This window comes from Pseudomonas sp. ANT_J12 (assembly GCF_008370045.1).
Taxonomy (GTDB): domain Bacteria; phylum Pseudomonadota; class Gammaproteobacteria; order Pseudomonadales; family Pseudomonadaceae; genus Aquipseudomonas.
The window spans coordinates 163,581-178,301 of the sequence record NZ_VOBN01000008.1; the positions used below are offsets into that span (position 1 = coordinate 163,581).

Consider the following 14,721-nt stretch of genomic DNA (forward strand, 5'->3'; position numbering starts at 1 on the left):
AACAATTGTAGGAGCGAGGCTTGCCCGCGAAGGCGGTGTGTCAATGACGATGATGTCGACTGACACGCCGCCTTCGCGAGCAAGCTTTGCTCCTACAGGGTCCAGCAGTACGCCCCTCGCTAGGGCATCTGGTCCAGCGGCAAGGACCCGGCGGCCGCTCGTTTGTCATACCAACGCTGGAGTGTTTCGGGCAGGCGCCCTTTCCAGCCTGGTACGTTGGTGTAGTAACGGGCGCGAAGATTGCCCTTCGAATCGCTCACGATCAACACCAGCCAGAAGCGTGAGTCGGTGGCGCGCATGAAAATTGAAGCGTTGATACCGCCGAGCCCGCGTACCCACATTTCATCGACTTCGGCGCCCGGCACATCGCTGGATGCGTCACCCTTGGTCCGAGAACTGCTGCTCTCGACCAACCGCCGGTAGTCGTCCTTGAGCAATGTGCGCATCGCGTCGTCTTCCTGTTGCGTGCGCACCAATCCGACGCTGAGCAAATCGTCTTCCAACGGCAGAGACTGCTCCGATGCCACGTATCGTCCGGCATAAAACACGCCCATCCCGGCACCGCATTCCGAGTCACTGCCCTGCTGATTGACATCCAGCACGCCATTCATGGCGATGAAGGTCAGCGCACAATCGCCCTCGGCGTAATGCGCCGTCGTGCCTTCGAGGGTAGCGACACCGTCCAGATTGCCCATATTGGCGCCGTTGGCAGCCAGGACATTGAACGTGATGTGGGTCGAATCTTTACGCCGGGTCTTCAACTCGCCATCGTTCGCTACGCCCCACGGAATCATCTGCCAAGTGGCGTCCCACGAAAACGGCGTGGCCATGTAGCCCAGTTCGGTGATGCGCATTTGATACTTCTGCCGCAGGCAAGAGAGGTCATCCGCGCACAGATTGCGCTGTTTCAGCCACTGGCGCTGGTCGGTCTTCAGCGCTTTGGAATCAGCGACTTTCGGCAACGTGGCGCTCCACAGTTCGCCCAGTTTTTTATCCAGGTTGGAGGTGTAAGCGTCGGCGCAAATGGCTTTTTCGCTGGGGCTGGCGGCGCTGGTGCAGTCGAAGCTGCTGGCGTGGGAAACGCCGGACACTGCTAACAGCAAGGCGATGACGATGACAGGAGAAAACGTGAGAGGCACGGGCAGATTCCATTCTTCAGATGAGCACTGACGTTAATGAAAACAGGCGCCCTTTGGGCGCCCGTTTCGTTTAGCCCATGGCTTACAGATTCTTGGCCATGGTGTCAGTGACGGTTTTCAGCGCTTGTTCGGTGCTTTGTTTCCAGTCGTTGTCGGTCACGGTCTGCACGCCTTCGCGGTTCTGACCAAAGATCTCGATCGGTTTCGCCGAGGTGCCGGTGTCGACTTTCAAGTGCACTTTATTGTTCACGCCGACGGTGAAGAAGCCCGGGGACATCCACGACCAGAATTCGATAACGTGCACGGTGACCGCTTGGGTATCGACGGTTTTTTCGCTGCTCGGCACGACCCGGTAACCCGCCTGGCCGTACGCCGCGGCGATGCTTTTGGCGACAAGGTCGCTGAGTCGGGTGCCTTCAGGCAGCAATACGTCGCCCAGTCCCTTACCGTAGCCGTTGCGTTTACGGGCAATGGCGCGCTCGGTGATGGATTTATCGTTGATCTCGCCCTCCTTGAGGGATGGGGTCTCCGGAAGCTCAGGCTTGAGTTCGAAGCGGCGCTCGTCCAGCACGCTGATGAACACTTTCTGGCCATTGCCATTGGCCGCTGGCGGCGTGGTGATGTCCACCACCGAACGGCTGGTTGCGCAGCCGAATAGCGCGGTGGTCGCCAGCAACAGACAGGCGAGTTTGAGGTGTTTCGTGACAGCTCCGGTCATTGTGATCAGTCCACTTTTCGATTCTGGAAGACAAACGTGTCTCGCGCTCTGGCGCGAGCACTAACCATCGGCCGCAAGTCGACAATCATGAGTCGCCACGGCTGATTTCTGGTTGAACGCGGACGCGGGCTAAACGCGGATTTCGGCGGTGGGCAAAACGTCGATCCGTGCCACGGGGCCGGTCAGGTGCGCGAGGTCGGCGTTGTGCTCGGCGATGATGTCTTCGGCGGCGAGGTTGCCGTTGTCGACGGTGGAATGCGCGTCGCTGGCGAGTACCACGTCATAGCTCAGGTTCAGGGCCTGGCGCACGGTGGCGTTGACGCAATAGTCGGTTTGCAGGCCGCAGATGATCAGCCGGTCAGTGCCCTGGTCTTGCAGCAAGGCTTGCAGGTGGGTCTTGTAAAACGAATCCCGGGTGGTCTTGCGCACGCGCAGGTCCTGCGGGGAAGTCTCCAGGCTGGCGGCCAACTGCCAACCTTCGGAGCCGTGTTGCAGCAAGTCGCCCTTTTCTTCGTGCTGGATCAGGACCACCGGGACCCCGGTTTCCCTGGCCTTGGCACTCAGGCTATTGATGTTCGCAATGACGCGTTGGATGTCGAAGCATTCGTACTCGCCAGTGCACAGGGCGTGTTGGACGTCGATGATCAGCAGTGCGGTGGTCATGGCAGGGAGCCTTAAAGTAATCCATCAGATTAAGGGGGGACGCTACCGGGTCCCTGAGGGCCGAGCGAGGATCGCGTGCCGTCGATAATGCCGTAAAACGCGTTCGTATAGAACAGCGCCGTTTCAGAGCGTACGCAGCTTCCCCACCGCCGCTAATTTGAATTAAAAAAGCATTAAACCACATCCACCCTGACATTAATTTGTTGCGCTATTGTAACGAGCAATATCATTTCAATAACCACCACAATAAGTGTAGGCAATATTGATACTTTGCTTTAGGGTGAATCATCGATATCGAGAAGTTTCGCCAGGACTGCGACCTGTTTAACAACAGGGCTGCGGCTTTGCCGCTGGCTATCAATGGATTTCAGCCAGTGACTGTGAGTAATCAACTGATCGTTCTTTTTTGAACGGGATGGACACTTACAATCCTGATTCCCGCTGATGCGGTTATATCCATTGAGTACACTTGATATGAATGACAACAAAGTCCTGGTCTTGCGCACGTGTGCCAATGACATGTCGGACCACGCTGGCCAAGTCTGGCCTGAATCCGGGCCCCTGGTGTGCAAGCATTGGCAGCCCAGTAAAAAGCTCGAGAACGGTCTGGTCGGGCTGTTGTGGGGCGAGGGTTCTTCTACTCAGCTAAGTCTGCGCGCCGATGCCCGATGGATTGTGTGCGAAGTTAATATCGATCACATTATCAAACTTGAAGAAGACGGCATGATCAAGTTTCCGGAAGCGGAAGTTGTTCACACCGGCACTCAAGAAAGCGCGATTAATTACATTCTGCAGAATATTGATAGTTATCAAACGGCCAATACACCTTCAATTGAAGCAACCGGTGAATTACCCAAGACACCCTTAAACCGCGAATTCGAAAGTCGCCGGGCGCAGGGTTACAGTCCTTCCGGTATCGGCGCAAAAGTTGATGCTTCGCAAAAGTTCGAAACGGCGGTTTATGGCAGCACCCTGACCGGCGGACATCAAAGTTATTTGCTGGCGGGCTATGGCAGCACTGAAACGGCGGGCGGCCAGAGTTCGTTGATTGCCGGTTACGGCAGCACCTTGACCGCCGCCGACAGCAGTTCGTTGACCGCCGGCTATGGCAGCACGGAGATGGCCGGCAACGACAGCGCGCTCATCGCCGGCTATGGCAGCACCCAGATTGCCGGCCAGAAAAGCACCCTGACCGCCGATTACGGCAGCACGCAAACCGCCCAGGACGACAGCACCCTCATCGCCGGTTATGGCAGCACGGCAACGGCGGGACGCGACAGCTCGTTGACCGCAGGTTACGGCAGTACCCAGACCGCCAAGGATGGCAGCGCCCTCACGGCGGGCTATGGCAGCACTGAAACCGCCGGAGCGGAAAGCTCCTTGATCGCCGGTTATGGCAGCACGCAAACAGCAGGTCAGGACAGCACGCTGACGGCGGGTTACGGCACCACCCAAACCGCCCAGGACAGCAGCGCCCTCACCGCCGGCTACGGCAGTACGGGCACGGCCGGGCCGGAAAGTTCGTTGATCGCCGGTTACGGCAGCACCCAGACTGCCGGGCACGAAAGTACGCTGACCGCTGGATACGGCAGTACCCAGACGGCTCAGGAAAGCAGTTCACTCACAGCGGGATACGGCAGCACCCAGACCGCCGGCCACGAAAGCACGCTGACCGCAGGTTATGGCACCACGCAGACCGCTCAGGAAAGCAGTTCACTCACCGCCGGCTATGGCAGCACCGCCACCGCCGGGCACGACAGTTCGCTGATCGCCGGTTACGGCAGCACACAAACCGCCGGTTACGAAAGCACGCTGACGGCGGGCTACGGCAGCACCCAGACCGCGCAGGACAGCAGCTCTCTTACGGCAGGCTATGGCAGCACTGGAACCGCCGGGCACGGTAGCTCGCTGATCGCCGGTTACGGCACGACGCAGACTGCCGGCTATCAAAGCAGCCTCACCGCCGGCTATGGCAGCACGCTCACGGCCCAGGAAAGCAGCTCCCTCACCGCCGGTTATGGCAGCACCGAAACCGCTGGCAGTGACAGTTCGTTGATCGCCGGGTATGGCAGCACGCAAACCGCCGGGTACGACAGCACGTTGACGGCGGGCTATGGCAGCACCCAAACCGCTCAGGATGGCAGTTCCCTCACGGCGGGTTACGGCACCACGGAAACCGCCGGGCATGAAAGTTCGCTGATCGCCGGCTACGGCAGCACCCAAACCGCCGGTCACGACAGCACGCTGACAGCAGGCTACGGCAGCACCCTCACCGCCCGGGAACACAGCTCGCTCACCGCCGGTTATGGCAGCACGGAGACGGCCGGTTATAAAAGCACCCTGACCGCAGGCTATGGCAGCACGCTTACCGCTCGGGAAAGTAGCGAACTGACCGCCGGGTATGGCAGTACTGAAACCGCCGGCAGCGACAGTTCGCTGATCGCCGGGTACGGCAGCACGCAAACCGCTGGCTACGAAAGCACCCTGACGGCCGGATACGGCAGCACCCTCACGGCGCAGGACAACAGCTCCCTCACCGCCGGCTATGGCAGCACCGAAACCGCCGGCTACGAAAGTTCGCTGATCGCCGGGTACGGCAGCACGCAAACCGCCGGTTACAGCAGTACATTGACGGCGGGCTACGGCAGTACCCTCACCGCCCAGGACAACAGCTCGCTCACCGCCGGTTATGGCAGCACGGAAACCGCGGGCCAGGACAGTTCGTTGATCGCCGGCTACGGCAGCAGCTTGACCTCCGGCATCCGCAGCTTCCTCACGGCGGGCTACGGCAGCACGCTGATCAGCGGCTTGCGCAGCGTATTGACAGCCGGATACGGCAGCTCGCAAACCGCCGGTTACGAAAGCACGCTGACCGCCGGCTACGGCAGCAACCAGATTGCCAGTCATCAAAGCTCCCTGATCGCCGGCCCCGACAGCACGCAAATCGCCGGGCACAAAAGCATGCTGATTGCGGGCAAGGACAGTTCCCAAACCGCCGGTTATCGCAGCACGCTCATTGCCGGTGCCGGGAGCATCCAGACCGCAGGCGATCGCAGCAAATTGATCGCCGGCAAGGACAGCACGCAAATCGCCGGCGACCGCAGCAAGCTATTGGCGGGCAGTAACAGTCACCTCACGGCGGGTGATCGCAGCAAGCTCACGGCAGGTGATGACTGTACGTTGATGGGCGGCGATAAAAGCGTGTTGACGGCGGGCAGGAACAGCATTCTGGTGGGCGGCGCACGCAGCAAGCTGATTGGCAGCCTGGGTTCGACCCTGACCGGCGGCGAGAACGCGACGCTGATTTTCCGCTGCTGGAACGGCAAGCGTTACAAGAATGTCGTGGCGCATACCGGCAAGGATGGCGTGGAAGCGCATGTGCCTTATCAGGTGGATGAGGCGGATAACATCGTCACCAAGGCGGATGAATAAGGGACGGAAAATAAATCCGTCCCCTTTTCAAGAGCCTCAGTAGCCCAGCGACAAACCGGTATTGCGGCGCGGATCATTCGCGCCGTAGTAGCGGTTTTTGCCCACCGGTTTGCCGCCCAGTGAAGGCGCGCCGACCAGGATGGCCGCCACATGGTTGGCGTCCTGCGGCCCGGCGAATTTATGCCCCCAGCTTTCGAGCAGTTTCACCGTATCCGGGCTGGTGGTGAAGGTCTCCAGGTTGGTCTCTTCCGGCAACCACTGCTGGTGGAAACGCGGCGCGTCCACCGCTTCCTGGATGTTCATGCCGTAGTCGATCACGTTGAGGATGGTCAGCAGCGTTGCGGTAATGATGCGACTACCGCCCGGAGTACCCACGACCATCACCACTTTGCCGTCCTTGGTGACGATGGTCGGGCTCATGGACGACAGCGGCGCCTTGCCGGGGGCGATGGCGTTGGCTTCACCCTGGACCAGGCCATACATGTTCGGCACGCCGATTTTCGAGGTGAAATCGTCCATCTCGTCATTGAGGATCACCCCGGTCTTGCTGGCCATGACGCCTGCGCCGAACCAGTCGTTGAGGGTGTAGGTCATCGACACCGCGTTGCCCCATTTGTCGACGATGGAGAAATGCGTGGTGTTGCTGCCCTCATGCGGTGCTACGCCGGGTTTGATCTCCTTGGACACACCGGCCTTTTGCGGCTGGATCGCGGCGCGCAGTTTGGTGGCGTAGTTTTTGTCCAGCAGGTGGTCGAGCGGATTTTTCACGAAATCCGGGTCGCCGAGGTAGCTGTTGCGGTCCACATAGGCGTGGCGCATCGCTTCGATCTGGTAATGCATGCCCTGGGCCGAGTGATAACCCAAGTCCTTCATCGGGTAACCGTCGAGGATGTTCATGATCTCGCAGATCACCACCCCACCGGAGCTTGGCGGTGGCGCCGAGACCACGTGGTAGCCGCGATAATCGCACTCCACCGGCGCCAGTTCGCGGGTCTTGTACTTGTCGAGGTCAGCCTGGGTGATGATGCCTTTGTTGGCCTGGCTGGAGGTGACGATGGCGTCGGCCACCCACCCTTTATAGAAACCGTCAGCGCCCTTTTCGGAGATTTCCCGCAGGGTTTTGCCCAAGTCTTTTTGCACCAATGTCTGCCCGACCTGCATCGGCTCGCCCTTATTCAGGAAAATCGAGCCCGAATCGCGCATGTCCTTTTTGAACACGTCGGTGGCGTACTCCAGCAGATCGACATCGCCCTGCTCCAGCTCGAAACCGTCTTCAGCCAGTTTGATCGCCGGGGCAATCACTTCCTTGCGCGGCTTGGTCCCGTATTTGCTCAGGGCCAGCTCCATCCCGGACACCGTGCCCGGCACGCCAACGGCCAGGTGGCCACGGGTGCTCAGGTCCGGGACGACGTTGCCGTCCTTGTCCAGGTACATGTTCGCCGTAGCGGCCAATGGCGCTTTTTCGCGGAAATCGAGGAAGGTCTTGCGCCCGTCCGCCAGTTGAATGGTCATGAAACCGCCGCCGCCCAGGTTGCCCGCCGCGGGATAAACCACCGCCAGTGCATAGGCCACCGCGACCGCGGCATCCACGGCGTTGCCGCCGTTCTTCAATTCATCCACGCCCACATGCGTGGCCAGGTGCTGGGCCGTGACCACCATGCCGTTTTCGGCTGCAACCGGCGCCACGGAGGCCGCGTAGGCACTGAGGCAGCTGAGCGCCAACGAGGTCGCCACCAGCGTTTTGGCAAAAGGTTCGAACTTCATGATTCGGTCTCTTTTTTGTTTTTTGGCTCTGTACAGAACAGAGGGAACGCTTCAAGAGCAGTAGCCAGTATGGCTGGGATTGCGTATTGCGCCTCCCCGGTGAGGCAGTATGCTTGCCCTCTGTTCAGCCGTTTTCGGAGTTCGCCAGCATGAGTTATACCTTCACCACCATGGCCTCCCCGGTCGGCGAGTTGAAGCTGGTTGCGAACGGTTCAAGACTGGCAGCCATCCTCTGGGAAAACGACAAACCGAACCGCGTACGCCTCGGGCCGATGACTGAGGCGGCGGACAACCCGATCCTGAAACGGGCCGTCCAACAGTTGCAGGAATATTTTGCCGGCACGCGAAACCGGTTCGACCTGGAGCTGGATTTTGCCGGGACGGACTTTCAGAAAAAGGTCTGGCAGGCGCTGCTGACCATCCCGTTCGGCGAAACCCGCAGCTACAGCGAGATTGCCGAGCAGATCGGTAATCCAAGCGCGGTTCGCGCGGTGGGCGCGGCGAATGGCAAGAACCCGATCTCGATTGTGGCGCCGTGCCATCGGGTGATCGGCGCTTCGGGGAAATTGACGGGGTTTGCCGGAGGGCTCGAGGCGAAGGAGCGGTTGCTGACGCTGGAAGGTTGCGAGTGGTCCGGGGCTAGCCGGACGGGCGAGCTGTTCTGACTGGATTCACCCGCAGCCTTTGTGGCGAGGGGGCTTGCCCCCGTTCGGCTGCGCAGCAGCAGCCGTAAACCCGATTATGCGGAATATCTGAAGAGTCGCGGTGCCAGGTTTTGGGACCGCTTCGCAGCCCAACGGGGGCAAGCCCCCTCGCCACAAAAGCCCAGCCTGCTCAGGTAGCGGCGAAGATGTTTTTCATCGCCGCGTATTGCAGCAGCATGATGGTCTTCGCATCGCAGATCTCACCGCGATAAAACGCCTCAAGCGCCTCATCAAACTGCCACTCCAGCACTTCCAGCTCTTCGGTCTCTTCCTCCAGCCCACCGCCATCGCTGACTTTCGACGCTGCGTCATATTCGGCGATGAAGAAGTGCAGTTTTTCGGTGACCGAGCCGGGGCTCATGTAGGACTCGAAGACCTTTTGCACATGGTGCACGCGATAGCCGGTTTCCTCTTCGGCTTCCGCCCGGATGCGTTCTTCGGGGTCGGCGCCCTCAAGTAATCCGGCCGCCACTTCGATCAGCAAGCCATCGTGACCGTTGACGAACACCGGCAAGCGAAACTGGCGCGTCAGCACGACGGTTCGCTTCTTACGGTTGAACAACAGAATCGCCGCGCCATTGCCACGGTCATAGACCTCGCGAGTCTGGCGCTGCCACTCGCCGTTGTTTCGCAGATAGTCGAAGGTGAATTTCTTGAGCACATACCAGTTGTCGGACAGCATCTGAGTTTCGATGATGTTGACCCGATCGGCTGTATTCGCCATCACAACGCATCCTTTTCCGTAAGCGGACGCGCATGGTAGACCAAAATCAAAAAGCCCGGCATCTCTGCCGGGCTTATTATTAGCGCTGGTTGGCGGCTTCAGGCGCCGCGAGTTCTTCCTCGTGGGAAGCGAGTCGCTTGCCGTTGATCAACGGCCCGTAACGACGACTGAACTCCCAGTTGTAGGGCACGTGGTCCTTGTTGACACCATTGTCCCAGTTCACCGACCAGGTCATCAGGCCCTTGATCGACAGCCCCTTGGCGTCGAGACGCTTGAAGGCGTTCACCACGGCTGCCGGGTTGATCACGTAACCGGTGGCTGCCGCGTCGATGTTGGCGGGCAGGCCGATCACGAATTTGTCCGCCGGGATCTTGGTGAACCCGCGAGTGCCGCTCACCAGACTTTCAGTCAGGTAAAACAGGAAGTCCTCTTTCATCGCGTCGTTGTTCTGGGCAATCCATGCGCCATTACCGTTATTGGCTTCCTGCACCCAGATCCCGTCACCGCCCTGGTTGTAATACTGCGGGGCGATGAAGTCGTAATAGCCTTCCAGGGCCTGAATGTAACCGACGTATTTGCCGGCGGTGGTCAGGTACGGGAATTCCGGCGCCATGCTGATGATGAAGTGTTTGCCCTCACCGGCGTAATGATCCTTGACCAGTTTCAGCGCGCCAGGCAGGACGGTCTTGTTGTCGGCGAAATCAATCGCGCTCTGTTCAAGATCGATGTCCAGCCCATCAAAGCCATAGGTTTCCACCAGGCGGATGATTTCATTGGCCAGTGGTTGTTCATTGCCTTTGTGCAGCTCGATATGCGCGTCGGCGCCACCGAGGGAAATCAGCACCGCCCGGCCCTGACTGTTGAGCACGCCGACCTGGCGGCGGAATTCGGCGTCGGACAGGTTGTAAGGCTTGAAGGTCGGGATGCCATTGCCCTTCATGAAGGCCACGGCCACCACGTTGTAATCCTTCGGTACATCTTGCAGTGCGATGTTGGCGAACTGGCCACGCTGGTAACCGTCACTCGGCCCCGCTGGCCAGTTGTGCCAGAAGCCCATGAGGATCTTTTTGCCGGCAATGGTCGGCATCAACGAAGCGGCATCGCTGACGGTGGATTTCAATAACGTAAAGTCGAATGTAGACATGTTCTATTCCTTCAGAACGTGTGGAGGGTAAACGCGTCGGGCTTACTTGAAGTCCACGTCGAACGCTTGGTAGAAGGCGTTGCCAGTGTTGGCCACGATCCACACCAGCACGATCACGTGATGGCCTTTTTTGTTGGCCGGCAGTTTCACTTCGTGGTTGACCTTGGCCACCATCTCAGCCGAGTGGCTGTAATACGGGACCTGGGTGTAGAAATCGTCGGCGAACGATTTCGGCTCCAGCTGTGCACGGCTGATGCGCTGTTTCGGATCCCAGCCATCCTTGGTGATGAACCAGCTGTAGCCACGGGTGACGTGGGGTGCTGTGTATTTCCAGGTGACTTTGAAAATCTGGCCCGGATCGACGTTCAGCAGCGGCCAGGCGACCGGGCGGTCCAGTTGCCGGCTCAGTTCTTCGTTGGTGAAGTTGACGCAATCACGCTGATCCACTTTGCCGCCGCTCAGGATATGACCGTCGGCAGGTGGCACGTCACTGGCGGTGTCGGTTTGATACGGCGCCGGGAACGGGCCGGCGGTCAACGACGGGAAGTTCTTGCCGCCTTCCATTTCGTTGACTTGCCAGTCCCCCAGCAGCCCCAGCTCCATGGCGACCGCACCGCGGCTTTTAGGGGACGTAATGCGACCATGGCGTAATACGGGTTGAGTCTGTGGTTGGTTCATTTTTTCACTCCGTTGATTTAAGAACTCTCCTTCCTGAGGAGAGGCCTTCAACCTAACGGAGCTGCTTTTTTTGTCCACCGACCCCTTTATCGATTCTGCTGATGCGGAGAGGGCCAACGGCTCGCAAATACTGGATATACAACCAGCTGGTTGAGCCAAGTCCTACGGCGCTTGTAGCAGAAGGCCTACACCGCGAGGCAGCAATCGGAACGATTCGCAGCTCAGGAAAGCTGTGCCTTGTATTCCTTTTCATATTGCCCGGCGAGGGCTTGTTTCTGCTTCTCGTCGAGCAGCTTGCCGGCCATCTGGAAGAACTTCTGCTCTTCTTCTTTCAAGTGGTGATGCACCTTCTCGGAGAGCTTTTTCGCCGTCACCAGCCAGGTCGGATCTGACATTTCGGTCTCGTCCAGGGTCTCCATCATTTCGTCCATCTCATGGTGTTCGGAAATGGCATGGCGACTCAGGTCGACACCGTTGTCGAACTCCATCAGCGGGATGTAGAAATGCCGTTCCTCGGCGGTTTCATGGGCCTGCAGCTCGGCCTTGAGCCGCTTGTAGGCTTCAACCCGCTCCGGGGTATCGCCGCTGGTCTGGATCAGCGCATCGGCGTAACCGCGCTGGCGATCGTGGCTTTCGCGCAAGGCTTCGAAAATATTCATGGGCGGTCCTCATGGCTGCGTTCGGGAAATGACGCTCTTGAGGCTAGACACCTGCGCGCTTGCGGCGGTTCCACCGGCGTTCGGGGATGGAACAAAGTCGAGGAGCCCGATAACCTGCGGGCTCACCGCCATAAGGACATAGCCATGACATTGCGTATCGAACGCTCGCAGGACCCGACCAACGAAGAACGCGAGGCGATCCTTGCACCGTTGCGTCTCTACAACGCGGCGCAAGCGGGAGCGGCCAATCCGCAACCGGTGGCCTTGCTGGTGCGTGACGACAAGGGCGAGATTCTGGGCGGACTCTATGGCCGCGTGTTTTATCAGTGGCTGTTTATCGAGTTGCTGTCCGTGCCGGAGCAGGCTCGGGGACAGGGCCTGGGCTCGAAACTGATGCACATGGCCGAAGAACTGGCGCGGGAAAAAGCATGCGTGGGGATCTGGCTCGACACCTTCGATTTCCAGGCGCCGGATTTCTACAAAAAGCTTGGCTATAGCGAATTCGGGCACATCGCTGACTATCCACCGGGGCACCAGCGTTTCTTCTTTCAGAAGCGCCTGACATCGGCGTAATACACAAACCTTTGTAGGAGCGAAACTTGCTCGCGAAGAACGATAACGCGGTGTGTCAACGCTGCCGCCTTCGCGAGCAAGCTTCGCTCCTACAGAGATCCACTGTTACAAACAGGTCGCCAACGCTGCCAACCGGCGCTTGGCCACGAAATCATCGTGCTGCGCGTAGTAATCCAACTGCGTCCCGGAGGCATCGCTGCTCAAGTCCACGAACGATTCCGCCGACCGCGTATAAACCGTCGAACCACCCTTCTTGCCCGGTTGCAGATAAGCCCCGGCGTCCACCCCGAACACCGCTTCGTCCTGCCAGGCGAATTGCACGCACTGGGCGACGACTTTTTCCGGTTTGTCCGAGGTCATGGTTTTGGTCGGGGCCTTGGTGCGGGAGTCGTCCATCACCGAACCGGCGCATCCCGCCAGCAGGGTGGCGGCCAGCGCCACCATCAGAATTCGCATTGTGTTCGCTCATCAGGAAAAAGCGGACTGTATCACCGTGGCGCGGCGTATCGTTCTGCTTTACTTCATTTATACCGCGACACCGGGTGACGATTCGCGCACCCTGTCGCGCAATTAACAACGCATCGCCTCTTTTTCTGGAAAGCCACATGACACCCAACGCCGAATTCTACAAACCGACCGCCGAATACGCCGACAAGCTGATCAGCCAGATCGGCCAGACCCCGTCCTGGATCGCCAAGCGCATCGGCGTCACCGACAAGCGGATTCGCTACATCCTCGACGGCGAACGCACCGTCAAGGGCGAAACCACGCCAATCCAGATGACCTACCCCGAGCAGTTCGCCCTCGAATGCCTGGCCGCCGCAGCCAAGGCCAAGAAGCAGTCTTCGTAACCCGGCCATCAAGGAGCGACCATGGCAGCCACCGAACAGCAACACGAACAGGCGCTGAAGAAGTTTCTCGATGAGCGCCCGGAGTTGCGCCACGAGCTCGACAACCTCAATCCGCTGTTGGCCCAGGCCAAGGGCGAGACCGCCGCGCAGTATCGCGAGGAGCGCCTGCACGAAGCCTTCGAAGCCGAGGCCGAACGCCTGGGTCTGTTTGCCTGGGAGTTGACCCTGCAACTGACCGCCGCCACCGCCGAGGCCTATCAGGCCCAGCGCATGGAAGTGCACAAGGAAGTGGCGGAGATGGCTGGCATGGACTGGCTGGAGTATTGCGAGTTATATGGATTGAGCAAGTGACCACCACGGTTGCTGCCTGAGGACGACCTGCACCGATGCTGCCATCCGCCTCCTCCCACCGGGCCAGCCCGGGTCATCTGCATATCCAGAAATGGCGCGGACGCATCGGCCTGTCGCTGGTGGCCGCGCTGTCGGTGCTCGCCGGCATGACCGACGCCATCGGCTTCATGGCCAGCGGCGACTTCGTGTCCTTCATGAGCGGCAACACCACCCGGCTCGCCGTGGCGATCAGCGATGGTGACCTGGGGCTGACCTTGCGCCTGTTGATCCTGGTGGCCACGTTCATCCTCGGCAATGCGCTGGGTATTGTGGTCAGCCGACTCGGCGGACGACGGGCGTTGCCGTTATTGCTGTGCATCGCCACCCTGCTGTGCGGTGCAGCCGCATGGCCGTACGAAGAACAACTGCCGGCGCTGCTGGCCGCGATCATCGCCATGGGCATGCTCAACGCCGCCGTGGAAGATGTGAACGGGCTGCCGGTGGGCCTGACCTACGTCACCGGTGCCTTATCGCGCTTCGGTCGTGGCCTGGGCCGCTGGCTGCTGGGCGAGCGGCGCAACGGCTGGCGGGTCCAGCTGATTCCCTGGACCGGCATGTTCGCCGGCGCGGTGATCGGGGCGCTGCTGGAACATCATCTGGGGCTCAAGGCGCTGTTTGTCAGCGGCTTGCTGGCCGGGGTGATCGGGTTCTTGTCGCTGAAAATCCCGCGGCGTTGGCAGTTGGGCTACATGCCACGCTGACACAGCGATCGTTCCCACGCTCTGCGTGGGAATGCAGCCCGGGACGCTCTGCGTCCCATTGGAGCGCGGAGCGTCCCTTGAGGCATTCCCACGCAGAGCGTGGGCACGATCAGCGAGAGCGTAATCGCCCTTCGCCGCCCCGGCGATAAAGCTTTATCATGGCCGCAGTTTTGCTGATCGAGTCCGTCATGAAGTTCGCCATTGCGCTGTTTTCCGCTGCCCATGCGCCCTCCTCGCGCCGTGCCTTGTTGTTCGCCCAGGCCGCGCTGGCCGGTGGGCATGAGATTGTCCGGCTGTTTTTCTATCAGGACGGCGTCTATAACGCGTCCGACAGCGTGGTCACGCCCCAGGATGAACAGGACCTGCCCAAGCAATGGCGCGGGTTTGTCGCCGAGCATCAATTGGACGGCGTCGTGTGCATCGCGGCGGCCCTGCGTCGTGGCGTGTTGAATGAAGAAGAAGCCCGGCGCTATCAGCGCGAAGCGGTCGCCGTCAGCGCGCCGTGGGAATTGTCCGGCCTCGGTCAGTTGCATGACGCGGTGCAAGACGCCGACCGCCTGATCTGTTTCGGAGGCGCTTGA

General features: G+C 59.9%; 15 protein-coding genes and 1 pseudogene. 7 read left to right on the plus strand and 9 right to left on the minus strand.

From position 1 onward, the window contains the following. Positions 1–119: 119 nt before the first annotated feature. The 3 genes from FQ192_RS18650 to FQ192_RS18660 form a co-directional block, all read right to left on the minus strand. The gene (locus FQ192_RS18650; protein ID WP_149659884.1) at positions 120–1,139 is read right to left on the minus strand and encodes a lysozyme inhibitor LprI family protein; all 1,020 of its coding nucleotides are present in this window, start codon (positions 1,137–1,139) and stop codon (positions 120–122) included. Between the two features lie 82 nt (positions 1,140–1,221). After that, positions 1,222–1,857, minus strand: coding sequence for a flagellar biosynthesis protein (locus FQ192_RS18655; RefSeq protein ID WP_149659885.1), 636 nt, complete (start codon positions 1,855–1,857; stop codon positions 1,222–1,224). Positions 1,858–1,986: 129 nt separating this feature from the next. Further along, entirely contained in the window at positions 1,987–2,520 is a 534-nt protein-coding gene (locus tag FQ192_RS18660) for a cysteine hydrolase family protein (protein WP_149659886.1), read from the minus strand. A gap of 474 nt (positions 2,521–2,994) precedes the next feature. Here FQ192_RS18660 and FQ192_RS18665 point away from each other — a divergent pair, with 474 nt between their 5' ends. Further along, positions 2,995–5,952: an Ice nucleation protein gene (locus FQ192_RS18665; protein ID WP_149659887.1), complete on the plus strand. Its 2,958-nt coding sequence runs from the start codon at positions 2,995–2,997 to the stop codon at positions 5,950–5,952. Positions 5,953–5,988: 36 nt separating this feature from the next. Here FQ192_RS18665 and ggt read toward each other — a convergent pair whose 3' ends face one another. Next, positions 5,989–7,716 carry a gamma-glutamyltransferase gene (ggt, locus tag FQ192_RS18670; RefSeq protein WP_149659888.1) on the minus strand — a complete coding sequence of 576 codons (1,728 nt, stop codon included), beginning with the start codon at positions 7,714–7,716 and terminating at the stop codon, positions 5,989–5,991. Between the two features lie 149 nt (positions 7,717–7,865). Here ggt and FQ192_RS18675 point away from each other — a divergent pair, with 149 nt between their 5' ends. After that, positions 7,866–8,381: a methylated-DNA--[protein]-cysteine S-methyltransferase gene (locus FQ192_RS18675; RefSeq protein ID WP_149659889.1), complete on the plus strand. Its 516-nt coding sequence runs from the start codon at positions 7,866–7,868 to the stop codon at positions 8,379–8,381. Positions 8,382–8,550: 169 nt separating this feature from the next. Here the strand turns inward: FQ192_RS18675 and FQ192_RS18680 are convergent, their stop codons facing one another. From FQ192_RS18680 to FQ192_RS18695, 4 genes and pseudogenes are all read right to left on the minus strand, one after another. Next, on the minus strand, positions 8,551–9,144 hold the full coding sequence (locus FQ192_RS18680) for an NUDIX domain-containing protein (RefSeq protein WP_149659890.1): 594 nt from the start codon (positions 9,142–9,144) through the stop codon (positions 8,551–8,553). A gap of 142 nt (positions 9,145–9,286) precedes the next feature. Continuing rightward, a pseudogene (locus FQ192_RS18685) lies at positions 9,287–10,288 on the minus strand (chitinase); the annotation flags it as partial. Between the two features lie 42 nt (positions 10,289–10,330). Beyond that, positions 10,331–10,966 carry a lytic polysaccharide monooxygenase auxiliary activity family 9 protein gene (locus FQ192_RS18690; RefSeq protein ID WP_149659892.1) on the minus strand — a complete coding sequence of 212 codons (636 nt, stop codon included), beginning with the start codon at positions 10,964–10,966 and terminating at the stop codon, positions 10,331–10,333. A 221-nt stretch (positions 10,967–11,187) separates the two neighbouring features. Further along, complete coding sequence (locus FQ192_RS18695; RefSeq protein ID WP_149659893.1) at positions 11,188–11,625, minus strand: hemerythrin domain-containing protein; 438 nt, start codon at positions 11,623–11,625, stop codon at positions 11,188–11,190. Between the two features lie 144 nt (positions 11,626–11,769). Between FQ192_RS18695 and FQ192_RS18700 the strand changes: the two genes are divergently transcribed. Then, the gene (locus FQ192_RS18700) at positions 11,770–12,198 is read left to right on the plus strand and encodes a GNAT family N-acetyltransferase (RefSeq protein WP_149659894.1); all 429 of its coding nucleotides are present in this window, start codon (positions 11,770–11,772) and stop codon (positions 12,196–12,198) included. 105 nt (positions 12,199–12,303) lie between these two features. On the opposite strand, the gene FQ192_RS18705 is transcribed toward FQ192_RS18700, so the two are convergent. Then, entirely contained in the window at positions 12,304–12,654 is a 351-nt protein-coding gene (locus FQ192_RS18705) for a hypothetical protein (protein ID WP_149659895.1), read from the minus strand. 149 nt (positions 12,655–12,803) lie between these two features. On the opposite strand from FQ192_RS18705, the gene FQ192_RS18715 reads away from it, so the two are divergent. The 4 genes from FQ192_RS18715 to tusD all read left to right on the plus strand — a co-directional run bounded on the left by FQ192_RS18715 (position 12,804) and on the right by tusD (position 14,721). Further along, positions 12,804–13,049: a hypothetical protein gene (locus FQ192_RS18715; protein ID WP_054053620.1), complete on the plus strand. Its 246-nt coding sequence runs from the start codon at positions 12,804–12,806 to the stop codon at positions 13,047–13,049. 21 nt (positions 13,050–13,070) lie between these two features. Further along, positions 13,071–13,400 (plus strand): DUF6388 family protein, encoded by a 330-nt coding sequence (locus FQ192_RS18720; RefSeq protein WP_149659897.1) that lies wholly within the window; start codon positions 13,071–13,073, stop codon positions 13,398–13,400. Positions 13,401–13,435: 35 nt separating this feature from the next. Next, on the plus strand, positions 13,436–14,140 hold the full coding sequence (locus tag FQ192_RS18725) for a YoaK family protein (RefSeq protein WP_149659898.1): 705 nt from the start codon (positions 13,436–13,438) through the stop codon (positions 14,138–14,140). 188 nt (positions 14,141–14,328) lie between these two features. Beyond that, a complete protein-coding gene (tusD, locus tag FQ192_RS18730; protein WP_149659899.1) occupies positions 14,329–14,721 on the plus strand; it encodes a sulfurtransferase complex subunit TusD in 393 nt (130 codons plus the stop codon).